General features: G+C 57.2%; 14 protein-coding genes. 8 read left to right on the forward strand and 6 right to left on the reverse strand.

The window, feature by feature from the left end; all coding sequences use genetic code 11:
• Position 1 precedes the first annotated feature (1 nt).
• The 4 genes from sthA to ACR0NF_RS13195 all read left to right on the forward strand — a co-directional run bounded on the left by sthA (position 2) and on the right by ACR0NF_RS13195 (position 3589).
• A complete protein-coding gene (sthA, locus tag ACR0NF_RS13180; protein WP_480472814.1) occupies positions 2 to 1462 on the forward strand; it encodes a Si-specific NAD(P)(+) transhydrogenase in 1461 nt (486 codons plus the stop codon).
• Entirely contained in the window at positions 1459 to 1914 is a 456-nt protein-coding gene (locus ACR0NF_RS13185) for a YaiI/YqxD family protein (protein ID WP_480472816.1), read from the forward strand. Before sthA ends, ACR0NF_RS13185 begins: the two co-directional genes overlap by 4 nt.
• A 146-nt stretch (positions 1915 to 2060) precedes the next feature.
• Entirely contained in the window at positions 2061 to 2681 is a 621-nt protein-coding gene (locus ACR0NF_RS13190) for an HAD family hydrolase (RefSeq protein ID WP_480472920.1), read from the forward strand.
• On the forward strand, positions 2678 to 3589 hold the full coding sequence (locus ACR0NF_RS13195) for an ornithine cyclodeaminase family protein (protein WP_480472818.1): 912 nt from the start codon (positions 2678 to 2680) through the stop codon (positions 3587 to 3589). The genes ACR0NF_RS13190 and ACR0NF_RS13195 overlap by 4 nt, the downstream gene beginning before the upstream one ends.
• On the opposite strand, the gene ACR0NF_RS13200 is transcribed toward ACR0NF_RS13195, so the two are convergent.
• Positions 3590 to 4831, reverse strand: coding sequence for an MFS transporter (locus tag ACR0NF_RS13200; RefSeq protein WP_480472820.1), 1242 nt, complete (start codon positions 4829 to 4831; stop codon positions 3590 to 3592).
• Between the two features lie 146 nt (positions 4832 to 4977).
• Here ACR0NF_RS13200 and zapE point away from each other — a divergent pair, with 146 nt between their 5' ends.
• On the forward strand, positions 4978 to 6036 hold the full coding sequence (gene zapE, locus ACR0NF_RS13205) for a cell division protein ZapE (RefSeq protein ID WP_480472822.1): 1059 nt from the start codon (positions 4978 to 4980) through the stop codon (positions 6034 to 6036).
• Positions 6037 to 6095: 59 nt separating this feature from the next.
• On the opposite strand, the gene ACR0NF_RS13210 is transcribed toward zapE, so the two are convergent.
• From ACR0NF_RS13210 to ACR0NF_RS13225, 4 genes are read right to left on the reverse strand one after another with little or no spacing between them, the layout of a single operon-like run.
• Positions 6096 to 7370, reverse strand: a complete 1275-nt coding sequence (locus ACR0NF_RS13210) for a bifunctional folylpolyglutamate synthase/dihydrofolate synthase (RefSeq protein ID WP_480778396.1) — start codon at positions 7368 to 7370, stop codon at positions 6096 to 6098.
• Positions 7367 to 8299: an acetyl-CoA carboxylase, carboxyltransferase subunit beta gene (gene accD, locus ACR0NF_RS13215; RefSeq protein WP_480472826.1), complete on the reverse strand. Its 933-nt coding sequence runs from the start codon at positions 8297 to 8299 to the stop codon at positions 7367 to 7369. The genes ACR0NF_RS13210 and accD overlap by 4 nt, the downstream gene beginning before the upstream one ends.
• Positions 8300 to 8358: 59 nt before the next feature.
• Positions 8359 to 9255: a CPBP family intramembrane glutamic endopeptidase gene (locus ACR0NF_RS13220; RefSeq protein ID WP_480778397.1), complete on the reverse strand. Its 897-nt coding sequence runs from the start codon at positions 9253 to 9255 to the stop codon at positions 8359 to 8361.
• Positions 9245 to 12340 carry an ABC transporter transmembrane domain-containing protein gene (locus ACR0NF_RS13225; RefSeq protein ID WP_480472830.1) on the reverse strand — a complete coding sequence of 1032 codons (3096 nt, stop codon included), beginning with the start codon at positions 12338 to 12340 and terminating at the stop codon, positions 9245 to 9247. Before ACR0NF_RS13225 ends, ACR0NF_RS13220 begins: the two co-directional genes overlap by 11 nt.
• A gap of 242 nt (positions 12341 to 12582) precedes the next feature.
• Between ACR0NF_RS13225 and ACR0NF_RS13230 the strand changes: the two genes are divergently transcribed.
• From ACR0NF_RS13230 to ACR0NF_RS13240, 3 genes are all read left to right on the forward strand, one after another.
• Positions 12583 to 13344, forward strand: coding sequence for a DUF6478 family protein (locus ACR0NF_RS13230; protein ID WP_480472832.1), 762 nt, complete (start codon positions 12583 to 12585; stop codon positions 13342 to 13344).
• Positions 13345 to 13354: 10 nt separating this feature from the next.
• Positions 13355 to 13708 (forward strand): hypothetical protein, encoded by a 354-nt coding sequence (locus tag ACR0NF_RS13235; RefSeq protein ID WP_480472834.1) that lies wholly within the window; start codon positions 13355 to 13357, stop codon positions 13706 to 13708.
• Positions 13709 to 13802: 94 nt separating this feature from the next.
• Positions 13803 to 15329, forward strand: coding sequence for an MFS transporter (locus ACR0NF_RS13240; RefSeq protein WP_480472836.1), 1527 nt, complete (start codon positions 13803 to 13805; stop codon positions 15327 to 15329).
• A 31-nt stretch (positions 15330 to 15360) separates the two neighbouring features.
• Here ACR0NF_RS13240 and ACR0NF_RS13245 read toward each other — a convergent pair whose 3' ends face one another.
• The gene (locus ACR0NF_RS13245) at positions 15361 to 16704 is read right to left on the reverse strand and encodes a S41 family peptidase (RefSeq protein ID WP_480472838.1); all 1344 of its coding nucleotides are present in this window, start codon (positions 16702 to 16704) and stop codon (positions 15361 to 15363) included.
• Between the last annotated feature and the right edge of the window lie 4 nt (positions 16705 to 16708).

Raw genomic sequence — 16708 nt, forward strand, 5'->3', positions numbered from 1 at the left:
CATGAGTAAATATGACTATGACCTGATCATAATCGGGTCAGGCCCCTCGGGCCGTTCGGCGGCTATTCAGGCTGGCAAATTGCAGCGACGCGTGCTGGTGATCGACCGCAAGGACCGGTTCGGCGGGGTTTCGGTGCATACCGGCACCATCCCCTCAAAAACATTGCGCGAGACTGTGTTGAACCTTTCGGGCTGGCGCGAGCGCAGTTTCTACGGACGTTCCTACAGAGTGAAGGATCAGATCCGCGCTGAGGACCTGAAAGCCCGGTTGCACATGACACTCGATCATGAGGTAGATGTGCTTGAACATCAGTTCAATCGCAACCACGTTGAAACCCTAAACGGGCTGGCGACATTCACCGGCCCGCACGAGGTCGAAGTTGCCACGGACGCGGGCGAGACTACGCGACTTACTGCGGCCAAGTTCCTGATCGCCACCGGCACCAAGACCTATCGGCCCGATTATGTGCCATTCAACGGCAAGACCGTCGTTGATGGCGACGATTTCCTCGAGATGGAGGAGATCCCGCGTTCGCTCTGCGTGATTGGTGCCGGCGTGATTGGCGTCGAATATGCCACTATGTTCTCGGCGCTTGACGTTCGGGTCACCTTGATCGAACCGCGCGAGACGTTTCTGGATTTCATCGACAAGACGCTGATCCATGATTTCACCCATCAGATCCGCGAGAATGGCGTCGATCTGCGCTTGGGCTCGGCCGTCAAAAAGATTGAAGACGCGGGCACGCATGTCGAGATCACTCTGGACAATGGTCGCCACGTGCGTGCCGAGATGCTGCTGTTTGCAGCCGGGCGAATGGGGGCAACCTCGGCCCTGAACCTGGACGCTGTGGGGATCGAGACGGATCACCGCAACCGCATAAGCGTGGATCGGAAAACCTATCAGACCTCGGTGCCGCATATCTATGCAACGGGTGATGTAATCGGGCATCCTTCGCTGGCTTCCACGTCTCTACAGCAGGGGCGTGTTGCGGCTTGTCACGCGCTCGAGACCCCCACCCTTCCGGAAAGCCCGTGGTATCCTTATGGCATCTATTCGGTTCCCGAAATCTCGACCTGCGGCATGTCCGAAGAAGAACTGCAGGAGCGCGGCATCCCTTATGAGGTAGGCGTAGCCCGGTTCCGAGAAACCTCACGCGGGCATATCATGGGGCTGGAGCATGGGATGCTCAAGATGCTGTTTTCACTGAAAACCCGCAGGGTTTTGGGCGTACAGATCGTTGGTGAGGGTGCGACTGAATTGATCCATATCGCGCAGGCGGTGCTGAACCTGAAGGGTACGGTGGACTATTTCGTACAGAACACATTCAACTATCCGACCCTGGCCGAGGCTTACAAGATCGCGGGTCTGGACGCGTTCAATCGGATGCCGATCCCCGAAGAGTTCAAGGTGCGCAAAGCGGCGCCCAAGGCCAAACCAGCGAAACAGGCCAAAGAGGCGTGACGACGCTTTATATCGACGGCGACGCCTGTCCGGTGAAGGCCGAGGCCGAGCGGGTCGCAACCCGGCACCAGGTGCCGATGGCTCTGGTCTCGAACGGAGGGCTGCGTCCATCGGCTAACCCCTTGGTTCAGGTCGTCATCGTGTCCGAAGGCGCTGACGAGGCGGATAAATGGATCGCTGAACGCTGTGGGCCGGGCGATGTGGTGGTGACCTCGGATATTCCGCTGGCTGCCAAATGCGTCGAGGCCGAAGCGCGGGTGCTGCGCCCCAATGGCGAGGCCTTCACGGCGGCCAATATCGGTCAGCAACTGGCGATGCGCGACCTGATGGCCGACTTGCGTGCGGCGAACCCGCTGGGCGCAGGGGGTGGGGGCAAACCCTTTGGCAAGGCAGACAGATCACGATTTCTGGACGCGCTCGAGCGGGAAATCCGGGCGGCGTTGCGTCGGTAACGCTCCCGCCGATCGGAGACGCATCAAAGATGCATCGCCTTCCGTTGGGCCAGGCAGCGCGTTCCGCGCTGCGGTTGGCGCTTGCATATCGGCCCTGGGATTGGTTCAGTCCATGTGCACTGGAGCAGTTTGAGCGGGATCGCATCATGGCCATCGAAGCCGTCATCTTCGACATCGGGAACGTGCTGATCGAATGGCAACCCGAACGCTATTACGACAAGGTCATCGGCGAAGAGCGCCGTCGCGCTATGTTTGCCGAGGTTGATCTGCATGGGATGAATGATCTTGTCGATCAGGGGCATCATTTTACCGACACAATCTATGACTGGGCCGAGAAGTACCCCAAATGGCGCGATGAAATTCGCATGTGGCATGACAAGTGGATCGAACTTGCAACGCCCGAAATACCGCATTCGGTTCGCTTGTTGCGGGCACTGCGTGCGAACGATGTTTCAGTTTTTGCGCTGACCAACTTCGGGGTGCAGAATTTCGATTATGCCACCACTGTTTATCCGTTTCTGAACGAATTCGACCGGCAATATGTCTCGGGCCGGATGAAAGCCGTCAAGCCGCACCAGCCGATTTATGAAATGGTGGAAGCCGATTGTGGTTTGGCGCCAGAGACGCTGCTATTTGCTGATGATCGCATCGACAACATCGAAACGGCGCGGGCGCGCGGCTGGCAGACCCATCATTTCCACACGCCACAAGGCTGGGCAGAGCGATTGGTCGCCGAAGGTCTGTTATCGGAGGATCAGGCACGGTGAACATTCTTCAGATACCGTTCGCAGAAGGAGAAGCCAATCTGGATTGGATTGAGCTGACCGAAGCGCTTGCCAAGGGACATCAGAGACCGAAGGCACAGATAGAAGATACGTTCCTCTACCGAGGCGACGACACCCTTCTGTCGCGTTCGGCCTGGGTGGACGGGTTGGGTATCGCGGTCAAGTCGACAACCATATTCCCGGGTAATGCTCAGATCGGGCGACCCGTGATCGACGGCTCGGTCAGTGTGTATGACGACGCGGATGGTCGGCTTGCAGCATTGATTGATTTCTTTCTGGTGACCAAATGGAAGACCGCCGGTGACAGCCTGTTGGGGGCATTACGGTTGGCGAACCCGGATAGCAGCAGCATATTGATCCTAGGTGCCGGACCAGTTGCGGCTTCCTTGTGTGAGGCGTTTACAGCGGGTTTCCCCCACGCGCGGATTTCTTTGTGGAACAGGACGAGCGTGAAGGCCGAGGCCCTTGCCGAAAAGTTTGACAATGTCGACGTTGCCTATGACCTGCCGGACGCCGTAGATCGCGCAGATATCGTCGCGACCGCAACGATGAGCACTCAGCCCATCATCCGCGGAGAATGGTTGCGTCCCGGCCAGCACCTGAACCTTGTTGGAGCTTACAGGCCAGACATGCGCGAGACGGATGACGCTGCGCTTCAGCGTGGGTCTATTTACATGGACAGCTTTGACTCGACGGTTGAGCACATTGGCGAGATCAAAACCCCTCTTGCCGAGGGGGCGATCTCAGGCAACGACCTGATCGCAGACTACTACGCGCTGGAGAAATTCTCGCCCGACCCGTCCAGTATTACGATATTCAAGAATGGTGGCGGAGCGCATCTGGATCTGATGACCAGCCGCTATATCATCGACAAGTATCAGCAGGCCTGATTAGGCTGCGGCGACCACGCCAGAGCGGTCCTCGCGGATCGGCAGGTGGACGATGGCGCTGAACGCTCCGATCCCGACGCCAATCCACCAGACCAGCGTATAGTCTCCATAGAGATCATACATGCGCCCACCCAGCCAGATGCCCAGAAAACTACCGATCTGATGGCTGAGGAACACGATGCCATACAGGGTCCCCATGTACCGCAAACCGAACAGATGCGCGACAAGGCCCGAGGTGAGCGGGATCGTTGCGAGCCACAGAGAGCCCATAGCCAGTGAGAACGCGATCACGGTCAGCGGTGTGATCGGAAACATGATGAAGGCGGCCGCCGCGATGGTGCGGCCGGTATAAACCGCTGCCAGCAGGTATTTCTTGGGAAAGTGATTTCCGGCCCAGCCCGCCAACAGGGTCCCGCCGATATTCGCAAGACCGATCAGGGAAATCGCAATCGCTCCGAGGGCCGAGGTGGTTGTGATGCCAATTGAATGCAGAAGCCCTCCGGGCTGGATCGGGCCGCACATTTCAGTCACGAAGGCCGGAAAATGTGCGGTGACAAAGCCCAGCTGATAGCCGCAGCTGAAAAATCCGATGGCGATCAGCGCGTAAGACGGATCGCGAAGAGCTTTGCCAAGGATTTGGCTCATGCTTTCTTCCAACTCACTCTTTGCAGCGGGTTTGAGCGCGCGCATGTAAGGCAAAGTCAGCACCAGTGCGAGGATCGCTGCGGCAAAGATCAGAAAGACCTGTTGCCAAGGCAGGAAACTCAACAACCATTCAGCCGTTGGTGCGCCGATGACCTGCCCAAAGCTGCCTGCCGCCGTGACGATGGCCAGCGACATTGAGCGGTTCTGATCGGACGAGGCCCGCCCCACGACAGCCAGCACCACGCCAAAGCCGGTTCCCGCTATGCCAAACCCCACAAGCCACGCATACATCTGATGTCCGAACGGCGTCACGGACCACGCGCTCAGAACCATACCCGCTGTATAGGTCAGAGCACCCAGCACGATGGCGCGCCGGTCCCCGATCTTTTCGGCGATAGCCCCGAAGATCGGCTGCCCGATCCCCCAGGCAAGATTCTGAATGGCAATCGCCATCGAGAAATCGGTGCGCAGCCAGCCGAATTCATCTGCGATGGGAATCTGAAATACGCCAAAGGACGCACGCACCGCGAAGCTGACGGTGATGATGATACACCCGACGATCAGGATCGGATTCAGCAGACGTGCGGATTGGGGCATGAAGGCTCCGATTTTGTTGAGGGCTCAGATTACTGTGAACTCAAGACCCGTCAATTCAGGAGTTTTGTGGTATCGGTTCAGCAAAATTGATGTGTTCGGAAAAAGGTTTCTTTTCAACGGGTGAACCGAACGTTATGGCTCGGGATATGACGGATTTGATATCGCTTTACGAGGCGCGCATCGCGGATGGCACGCTGACGCGTGATGACGCGCAAGAGGCCGTTCTACCCCGGTTTGAACGTATCCGGGTGGCTCTGGCTGAACCGGTCAAGCGTGGTTTTTTCCGCAAGGCCCCGCCCCCACCCCAGGGTCTGTATCTTTGGGGCGGTGTTGGGCGTGGCAAATCCATGATGATGGATATGTTCGTTGAAACACTTGGCGATATTCCAGCGCGCCGCGTACACTTTCACGCCTTCATGCAAGAAATCCACGCCGGGCTGCACAAGGCCCGCGAAGATGGCATCGAGGATGCCTTGGCTCCGGTGGCCAATGCGGTTGTGAAATCTGCCAAAGTACTGGCTTTTGATGAGATGCAGATCACCGATATCACCGACGCCATGATCGTTGGGCGGTTGTTCGACATGTTGCATGCGGGTGGGGTCGTGGTGGTCACGACCTCGAACCGGCATCCGGATGATCTGTACAAAGATGGGCTGAACCGGCAGCTTTTCTTGCCTTTTATCGCGCATATCAAAGAGCAGCTTGAAGTCTGGGAACTGATTTCGCCGACCGACTATCGCCAAAACCGACTGGAGGGATCTCCGGTCTACTTCTCGCCCATTGGACCAGAAGCACGTGAGAAGATCAGGGGTGTTTGGAAAGATCTATCCGGCGGTCCCGCAGAGCCATTGTCGTTGCAGGTCAAAGGTCGTGAAGTTGTTCTGCCCGCGTTTCGAAACGGAGTGGCGCGAGCATCGTTCTACGATCTTTGCGGACGTATGCTGGGACCCGGAGACTATCTTGCCATCGCTGAGGCGGTAAAGGTTCTGGTGCTGGAAGATGTTCCACGGCTCTCCCGTAACAATTTCAACGAAGCCAAGCGTTTTGTGACCCTGATCGACGCGCTCTATGAAGCCAAAGTGCGGCTGATCTGTTCAGCGGCGGCGGAGCCCGAGATGCTGTATGTCGAAGGTGAAGGAACGTTCGAGTTTGAGCGTACAGCGTCGCGTCTACGTGAGATGCAGGATCAGGATTGGGGGCGGTAGGGGGCACTGCTCCCGTCGCCTTTGGCGACTCCCCCGAGGTATTCTGGCCAGATGAAGCCTTAGCCGTTCTCGCGCAGGATATTGCCCGCCAGATAAAGCGAACCGCAAATCAGAACACGGGCTTGCGGGTCTTTCGCGGTGATCGCGCTGAGCGCTTCTGCTACGCTGCCTGCCGTCGAGGCGGGCAAATCGACTTTTGTAGCAGCCATGGCCGTGTCTTCGGCGCTGAGGGTGTTGGCTTCGCCCGGGATTGAGACGGCGGTGAGGGTATCGGCTTGCGCGGCCAGAGGCGCGAGATAACCTGTAACATCTTTTGTATTGAGCATGCCGCAGATCATATGCGTCGGCTTTTTAGGCAGCTTCGACAATACATCCGCCAAGGCGATTCCGGCGGCGGCATTGTGCCCCCCATCCAGCCAAAGCTCAGCCTGAGGGGCCTGATCGATCAGCGGACCCGTTTGAAGGCGCTGCATCCGGGCGGGCCATTCGGCCTTGGTGACAGCGGCCTCATAGGCGGCGTCTCCCATTTGCAGATGGCGCAGGACTGCGAGCGCGGCACCCGCGTTCTGGATTTGATGCGCGCCCAGAAGATTGGGCAGCGGCAGGTCGCGAAGGCCGGTTTCGTCCTGATAGACGAGGCGACCGTTTTCCTCGTGCACATGCCAGTGCTGACCGTGCACCATCAGCGGCGCACCAAGCCGGGCGGCGGTGTATTCGATGACCTCCAAAGCTTCATCTTCCTGGGGACCGACGATGCAGGGCACGCCCGGTTTGATGATCCCGGCCTTTTCAGCCGCGATCTTGCCCAGTGTATTGCCGAGGAATTGTTCGTGGTCGATCGAGACCGGGGTGATCACCGTTACTTTGGGTTGTTCAATCACATTTGTGGCGTCAAGACGCCCGCCCAGACCCACCTCAAGCAGCGTATAGTCCGCTTTCGTCCGCGCAAAAGCCAGCAAGGCGGCGCAGGTGGTGATCTCAAAATAGGTGATGTTCTCGCCGCCATTAGCAGCATAGCATTCATCCAGCACCGTCGTCAGATCGGCCTCTGAAATCAGCTCTCCGGCCAGCCGAATGCGTTCGTGGAAGCGCGCCAGATGGGGCGAGGTATAAGCATGGGCCGCGCACGCTGCCCCTTCAAGCCCTGCGCGGATCATGGCCTGGGTTGAGCCCTTGCCATTGGTTCCCGCGATATGGATCACCGGAGGCAGTTTGAGCTGCGGGTTGTCGAGTGCCGCCAGCAAACGCCAGACGCGGTCCAAGGTCAAATCGATGATCTTGGGATGCAGCGCCATCATCCGATCAAGGATGGCGTCCGAACTCTGGTTGGTCATTTTTCTGCCGTGTCCTCGGCGGGGGCTTCTTCTGTTGCAGCTTCCGGCTCGGGTGCCGGCAGATCACCTTTGACCGCCGGGGGCTGGTTCATCAGCATTCGGGTGATAGTGATCAGCTCTTCGCGCATTTCGGTGCGCTTGGTGACGCGATCCAGCATGCCGTGATCCAGCAGATATTCAGCACGCTGGAAGCCTTCGGGCAGTTTTTCACGGATAGTCTGTTCAATCACACGAGGGCCAGCGAAACAGATCAGCGCATTCGGCTCCGAAATATGCACGTCGCCCAACATCGCATAAGACGCGGTGACGCCGCCCGTAGTCGGATGGGTCAGCACGACGATGTAAGGCAGGTTTGCTTCTTTCAGCATTTCAACCGCCACCGTGGTGCGCGGCATCTGCATCAGGCTGAGGATGCCTTCCTGCATCCGCGCCCCGCCAGCTGCCGAGAACAGGATAAGCGGGCGCTTCAGCTTCACCGCCTCTTGTGCTGCGGCGATGATCGCATTTCCCACAAACATGCCCATTGAGCCGCCCATGAACGAGAAATCCTGTGCCGCCGCCACGATCGGAGTACGTCCGATCTCACCCGTGGCGACCAGCATCGCTTCTTTCTCGCCGGTCTTTTTCTGCGCAGCCTTCATCCGGTCGGGATATTTCTTCTGATCGCGGAACTGCAGCGGGTCATCCTTGGGCGCGGGGACCTTCACTTCGGTAAAAATACCGCCGTCAAACAGATGCGTGAAACGGTCGCGCGGCGTGATCGCCATGTGATGACCACACTGGGTACAGACATTCTGGTTTTCCGCCAGCTCGCGGTGGAACAACATCGTTCCGCATTCGTCACACTTATGCCAAAGATTTTCGGGCACTTCGCGGCGCGAGAAGATCGAGTTGATCCGAGGGCGGACGTAGTTTGTGATCCAGTTCATGTCGGAACCTTGCTGAGACTGCGTTGACGTCAAATAAGACGCTGGCGCAGGAATTGCAATCAGCGCCTGAGGACTAGTCGCGCAGCGAGCCATCCCACAATCATGAGCCCGAAGTCGACAAGCAGCCAGGGTCGGATGGCCTGCGTATCCGAGACCTCATACGGAAGGTGATACAGCGCCAGGCCGCTCAGGCTGTCCGGCAACGAAATCACAAGCAGTGCCGCAAAATTGTTGAAGAAATGCAAGGCAATTGCCGGGCCCAGAGTGCCAGATCTGGCGGTAAGATCGGCAGCCAATACCCCGAAAGCCAGCGCCCAGATGGCTATCAGCAGAGCATTGTCACCAGCTGTCGACGGGCTGTAGTGCCCGACCGCAAACAAAATCGAAGGCAGGACCATCCAGATCAGCGGCGATTGGAACCGCGCCGCCAGACCTTGTTGCAGGTAGCCTCTGAACAGTATTTCTTCGGCGCTGGTTTGTATCAAGACCGCGATAACCGACAGAGGCAGTAAGATCAGCCACTTGGACAGCGGCAAATTGGCGACCAGCGGTGCCCCCAGATCATAAGGCGGCAAGATCAATAGAACCACACCGAGCAACACCAACGCATGCAAGACACGCCAGAACTGCCGTATCGCCACCGTTTGCGGCCCGATCACAGTCGCGAGCGAGCGACGTTGGGCCCATCTTGCTGCGAGTGCGACCCCCAAAATGGCAAAGATGAAACTGGCCAGAATGACCAAAAGCGCCGCCGGGGACGTTCCGCTCAGGAAATCGCGCGCCCATTTGGTGGATCCCAGACTTGCGATCATGGTGAACAGTATCGTGTTCAGGATGAGCACAACCGCAGCGACAATGACCATCCCAACGATCAGACGCCAAAGCTCGGGGCGTTTCCGAGCTTCGGTTAATAGAACCTGATGGGGGTCATAGGCCCTTTGATAATCAAGTGTCATTCGGCTGCTCGACGTGCTGCGTGGTCGCCTCTTGTCCGGTTGTGGTGCCAGGGTGGAACAGTCGCTCCGCTGCCGATGACAGATAACCTGCCACTGTTTCGAGAAGTTTGACCGCGACGCCTGCGTCGCTTTCGATCACCGCGCGCAGTTCTTCAGCACCGATTCTCAGGAATGCGCAATTCGTAGTCGCCACCAGATCCAGCTGTCGTGGTTCATTTGTGATGATCGCGAGGTCTCCGATCAGACGTCCGGGTTCGACCGTCGAGAGCGTTTCGACCGCGCCATCCTTGTCCAACAGATTCAGACTGGCCTCACCCGAGATACACAGATAGGCCGCGTCCGGCGCCTGGCCGCGTGCGAATATGGTTTGACCCGCCGCGGCCTCATACCATTGGGCCGAGAACGCCAGCAGGCGCTGGTTGCGACCATCAAGGCGCGAGAACAACTCGGTCGAAGAAATGATCTTGAGCTTCCGGCTGAGATCATCTGAGGAGCTATCTTCAGTTTCCGGTCGTACGCGTGACACGCCGTCGATGCGACCGTCTTTGACCTCGACAAACAGGTCGTAGGCTTCGGGATGGGCAAAATGATCCTCCATGAAGATCATGATCGAGTCGGGCAATAGCTCGCGCAGTTTCAGTCGGGTACGCAAGCGGCTTTCCGAATCGTGGCTGGCAAGCGCCTTGTCGAGGATCAGAATATCGGGCCGCTTGATCCCGGCACGCGAAAACGCGGCACGCTCCTGAAACACCGTCGGCAAATTATTTCCGCCCAGCCCCGAAGGCAGATCATAAATGATTGCCGCCGCGCGACGGCGCAATCCGGCTTCATTGAGCACTTCGGCCACAAGGTCTTCGATCTCTTCTACATGAGCGCCAGCCATGATCGAAACCCGGCCATAAAGCGCGTTTTCCATTGCTGTCAGCCGCGGGACATAGAGATCAGGTGAGACCGGGACAAACAATCCGTCCATAGCGCTGCGCAATCTTTCGGCCTGACTGTGGCGAATGGAAAGAATCTTTTCCTTATATTCCTCTGGGAAGCTGGGGCCGATCTGTTCCGCGGTCAGCATGAAAGGCACGGTCAGAAGAAGTGCTCGATCCTGAACACTTATTGCCTCGTCACCTTTGGAATTGCGCTGTTCCTCAATATCCAGAAGGCGGTGATACATGTCCTTAGACAGGCCCAAACGCAAGAACAGGGGGTGATCTGCACCATCCCGACCAAAGGTTTGGTTCAGCGTTTGCAAAACCGCATCGGCAATGCGCAACGCATCATCATCCAGTTTGTGAGCAGCCAGCATCGACATGAACCGTCCGTCACCTGCCAACAAATCGGCTGAGATATCGTGTGACGGCGATGCGAACAGAAGGTTCCCGCCCAAAGGCACCGCAGGGTTAAAGAGATCCGGGTCGAAGCGATAAACATACTGATCCAAGCCGCGCTCCTGCAGGCGGGCTGCAACGGTTTCGCGCAGATTGACGATCTCTTGCGCCAACTCCGGGTGAACTTCGGGATCGAAGCGGGAGCGTAAGGTTCGGCGGAACATGAACTCATCAATGCCCATCGCTTCGACCAGTTTGAACCACCAGTCGCGGATATCCTCGATATCGTCGAGCCCTGCCAAGCCCGGATCAATCCACTCGTCGCTGAGTGAATCGGGTGGATTGCCTGCCCGGACCGCCTCGATCTGGCGGCGACTGGGTAGCTTCAGCGCGTCTTTTTCATGCTGAGGGTGCGTGCGAAGCGGCATCAAAAGATTGTCGCCCAACGTGCCGTCAAACAGATAGGGACGCGAATAGGCGTAACCGATTCTGGCGGCAATCACGGATTGGTGCAGGTCGTTCAGGTTGTGACCCGCCATGACGACTTCGCCCTGCACCGGCAACAATTCACGCGTCAGCAACTGCGCCAATGCGCTACGTTCGGCAGCGTGGGTCGACTGGATGGCAACACGTGCGCCATGGGGAATGGTCAGATCGATGTCTTCAAGAATGGTCTTCCCGTCATCGTCTCGCACGGTCACATTACGCAGTTCAACATTGCCGATCAGATGTGGGATTGTCTCTGGAACGCCTTCGAACAGGCGCTCGGGGATCATGTTTAAAGGCGCAAAGCGCTCGGTCACGATTTCCCAACGCAGCGACATATCTTGCACTTGATTGTAATAGGTCAGAAGGTCTTTCCACGGGCCACTGAGGTCTTTGTACGCGCCCAAAGCCGCGACCAGCGCACCCACCGTCACCTCACCCGTAATCGCCAGATAACCGCCAACCGAATAAAACAGGAAGGGCGTCATCTGCGTGATCAGGTTGTTGAGGAATTTCATGAAAAATTTCTTGTTGTAGATCTTGAACCGGATCTCGAACAAGGTGCCCAGGCGGTGGCTGAACTGCGCCAGGCGATAGCGCCAGCCGCCATTGGTGCGCAAGTCGCTGATACCGGCGGCACTTTCACCGATCTCAGAGCTCAGGCGGCGAACCTCTTGGATACGGTCCTTGTTCAGCAAGTTGATCTGCCGCTGCAGCTTGGGGATCAGCCACGCCTGTAACGGGATCAGAGCAATACTGGCCAACCCGAACCAGACGCTTTGCATGAACAGGAAGGTGACGATAGTCATCATCTGGCCGAACTGGAAAACTGGCTGCGCGATTGCGTCCCCCATCAGGCCACCCATTGGCTCGGCTTCGGACGTGATCATCGATACCAGCTCACCCTGGCTGGTGGTGGCGAAATAAGACTTCGGGAACCGCATGGATCGGCTGATCAGTGTGAATCGCAGACGGCGCAGCATGCGTTCGGCCAGAATGCCCTTCATCGTGTTGATGCGCATCTTCATCAAACCGCTGACAATAACAGTGGCAAGAAAGGCAAAGCAGAGGATCATCAGATATTGAATCTGAGTCACGGTGATCCCGAATACCGTCACCGTATCGGCGGGCGCACCAATCGCGTCATTGATGATCTGCTTTGGCAGTTCAAGCGACGCATAGAGGAAGGGAAACGACAAAACTGTCAGCGCCAACAGCACCATCTGCTGCTTTTTTGAGTATTTCCAGATGAATGAAAATAAGGTGGGTTCCATACACCTGCCTCGCCTTGAAACTGAATGATCCAAAGACGTTGCACAACATCCCAACGATCAGAGAGCCGAAGGTACGCTTCGGCTTGACCTATTGCAAGAATGACAGGGCGCGTATCCTGCGATTTTCGACCTGATTTATGATCGCTGATCCAGGATCAAATTTTGGACAGATCGGCACAAGACGTGTTTGTCCCGCGTGCGGTCTTTGACTAAAGAAGAGGATAGCTTTGGAATATGGGGCGATGGGCAAACTTCTGGACCGATATCTGCAACGCAAGCTGCTGACCCGGTGGCGCGATGCCGCGCAACGCGCGGATCAGGCTTCGTTGTCTGAACTTCGACGCCAGCGCGACGATGCGCGTCAGTTGCGCAAGCAACTCGACCTTTTGACGCGCGCAGCCGATGGTCGTCTGGTTCAGCCCATGATCGGTTCCGACCAGTTTCCGCGACCATTGGGTACAGATTGGTCCTGGAGACCCAATCTGTGGAAACTGCCATCGGACCGCAAAGGCCTGGCCTCAGCTCCGCGCAAGGCGCGGATGGATGAGCAAATGACCCTGTTTCATGACTGCGACCAGTCTGAAATAGCGATGCAACAAGTCCGAAACCGGCGGGACAAGGACCTCGCGCCTTTTAGTATGGCGATAGAAGTTTTTGATTTTCAAGGGTCTTTCCTGTCATTGTCGGTAGAGCTTCCTGCCGACGCAGCGACGAATTTGACCGGCCAACATCTTATGCGCGTCGATACGGTGGTGGAAAGTGAACGACCAGCCGTTGTATTCGCCCGCCTCAACATCCAGCATGGCCCGAACACCGAACAGGTTCTGCGTCAACTCGATTTGTCCCGACCCGAGGCCGCAGTGGATTTTGATCTGGCGCATCTGCACCTGAACGAGCGCAGAATAGAAAAGCTATGGCTGGATCTGATTCTGGAGCAACCCGCGATGAACCGCGTTATTCTACGTGATCTGACGTTCTGTCGCCACCATCGAGCCGATCTGTAAGGGGGATGACATGACGCAACCGATCCTGACTCCGATCCGTTTCGAAAATGCTCTGTGGCAAGGGCATCTACGCTCCGAGAGTGAACCGCAGATCGATGTCCGCTACCTTGGCGAGCCCGTACCGGATGTCGAACTCTCCTCCGAAGCGGACGGGTGGAGCCTGCGCATTCCAGTGCCCCTTGCAGCGTTGTCTGAAGGGGTCCATTGCATCGCCATCTTTGATGCAACCACAGATCAGAAGCTTGGGGATTTCACAATCATCGCAGGCACGCCGGCCGCTGACGACATGCGTGCCGAGATGGCGCTGCTGCGCGCTGAACTGGATATGTTGAAACGGGCATTCCGGCGGTCTCAGGCCACCTAGGATTCGTCCTGATCTCAAACACACCGGGCCGTTTCCCTATCTTTTCAGCCCCATCCGTGCATCATGGAGTAATTTAGCGCGGATTGGGGGGCCCATGGACCGCAAGAGCATCATCAAAGTTATTGCCTTAATGGTGACAGGCTTTGGGATCGGGATCGATTTCACCGGCGCGCTCATGCTGGTCCCGGCAATCGAGAACAGCTTCGACGCAGATATCACAAGTACGCAGTGGGTCCTCAATATTTATGCACTGTTTTTTGCCATGACCATGGTCGCTGGCGGCCGGCTAGGCGACATGTATGGACACCGCAAGGTGATGATCATCGGTCTTTCGATTTTCCTTTTCGCGTCGATCCTTTGCTTTGTCGCCCCTGGCCTGGACTACCTGATTGGCGCCCGCGCCTTGCAAGGGATCGGGGCGGGCTGTGTCTGGCCCTGCACGCTGGCCTTCGGGGCCACCAAAGTATCGAGAGAAGAGCACCGCGCGTTGGTGATGGGCCTCATTCTGGCAGGGGTAACAACCGGCAATGTTTTTGGCCCATTGATCAGTGGCGCAGCAGTCAATCTGGGCGATTGGCGATTGTTTTTCCTGGCAAATGTCATTTTCTCCAGCATATCGATGGCCACCGCGATACTACTGATGGAGCGCGAGACCCAGCATAAGAAAGGTGAACATATCGACTTTGCCGGGATGGGCATTCTGTCCTTCGCAGTGCTGCTTTTGCTCTACGGGTTGGATGTCGGTGCGGATTGGGGCTGGACCTCGGTTCCGCTTTTGCTGCTGTTCTTCGTCAGCGCGGTGCTGTTCTTCCTGTTCCCGAAGATCGAAAAGCGCGTCAAGGAACCGCTGTTGTTGCCACAACTGATGCAGAACCGAGAGTTTCTGATCACTCTTGGCCTGAACATGTTCAACGTCTCGGCGGCTTTTGTGGCCTTGCTGTATTTCCCGCAATACATGCAAAAGGTGCTTGGATGGTCGGTATTCCAGTCGGCCCTGGGACTGGCTCCGTTGACTGTATTGCTCGCGGTTGGCTCCATCGTTTCGGGCACGCTTTACAATGATTTCGGGCCAAAACGGTTGCTGTTCTGGGGATATGTCTGCGCAACTGTTGGTGCGACGAGCGTGATCATCATACCCGAAAGCTGGGGGTATTTTCAGATCTTGCCCGGCATGGCACTTATGGGGCTCGGAGCAACGCTGACGGTCGGCCCCTCGGGCACTGCCGCAGTCTGCGCCGTCAAACCCGAACGGGCGGGCCTGGTGGGAGGGCTGAGCTTCATGACTCATCTTGTCTATGGGGCCATTTCAGTCGCGTGTGCAACGGCGATAATGTATGTCGTCAGCCTGTCCAGCTTGCGTGATCAGCTTGCCGCCGCAGGTATCGACATGTCAGAGGCGGATCAAAAAGCGATCAATGGCGGTACTCTGACGACCGACTCGGCAAAGGCCGTGCTGCAAAAACTGGGGTCTGGTGAAGTTGAAAAGGTAAAGGCCGCCATAGCGACAGCCTTTGATAGTGGAATGAATATGGCCTTCGTGTTCTCTGCGATCTCGGTTTCGATCGGGATCATACTCTCCCTGATGCTGGACGAGAAGAAGCTGCACAAAGTCGAAGGCTAAACGGGCCGCAATGCATGCGGCCCTCTATGCATTACTGCGACGGACCTGCCGGATTAAAGGCAGACAGGCCCTTGAGGATATCGATGGCATAGGCCAGTTGATAGTCTTGCTCGCGCAGCTCTGCCGTTGCTTCCGCCTTGGCACGATCTTCTTCGATCTGACGAACCTCATCCTCGCTCAAACTGTCGTTGTTCAGGCTGCCCCGCAGGTCGGCCTCAGACCGGGTGCGAGCATTGCTTTCCTCTTCCTCCTCGGTTGCGGGCGCCGGACGCGGCTGTTCCACGATGATGTCCGGGCTGACGCCAAGCGCCTGGATCGAGCGACCCGATGGCGTGTAATAGCGCGACGTGGTCAGACGCATCGCCCCGTCGCCGCGCAATGGCATGACTGTCTGGACCGAGCCTTTGCCAAAGCTCTTGGTGCCCACGACGATCGCGCGGTGATGATCCTGCAGCGCACCCGCAACAATCTCGGAGGCTGAAGCCGAACCACCGTTGATCAGAACAACAATTGGTTTGCCACCGGTCAGATCGCCGGGCGTGGCGTTGAAACGCTCACCATCTTCGGGGTCACGGCCCCGGGTCGAGACGATTTCACCTTCATCCAGAAACGCGTCCGAAACCTTGATGGCCTGGGTCAGCAAACCGCCCGGATTGTTGCGCAGATCCAGCACGATACCGTTGACGTTTTCGATACCGCCAGCCTCGTCGATCTGTTCTTCCAGTCCTGATTTAAGGTTGGGATAAGTCTGGTCATTGAAGGTGGTGACACGCAGAACAACACTGGTCCCTTCGGTGCGGGCCCGAACGGCCGTCAGCTTGATAGTGTCGCGAATAATAGTGACATCGAAGGGATCAGCCTCGCCCTCACGCACTACGGTGATCACGATCTCGGACCCGACCGGTCCGCGCATCAGATCGACCGCCTTGTCCAGTGTCAGGCCCAGAATGCTCTCACCATCCACATGGGTGATGAAATCACCCGCTTCGATACCTGCGGCATCCGCCGGGGTGTCATCGATCGGAGAGACGACTTTCACGAAACCATCTTCCTGCGTGACTTCAATCCCCAGCCCGCCAAACTCGCCGCGCGTCTGCACGCGCATCTGTTCCGCATCATCCGGAGACAGGTAGCTGGAATGCGGATCCAGCGAGGTCAGCATCCCATCAATCGCTGCTTCGATCAGTTCTTCGGTTTCCACTTCCTCGACATATTGCGCGCGGATGCGTTCGAAGATGTCACCAAACAGATCCAACTGCTCATAAACGCTGGCCTTGTTTTCAGCCTCTTGAGCCAGCAAGGGGCCTGCGATCTGAGTGGTTGCGATAATCCCTGCCACGGTGCCGGCCAGACCGGCCATCACAAATTTCTTCATACTC

This window comes from Ruegeria sp. CF4 (assembly GCF_056537345.1).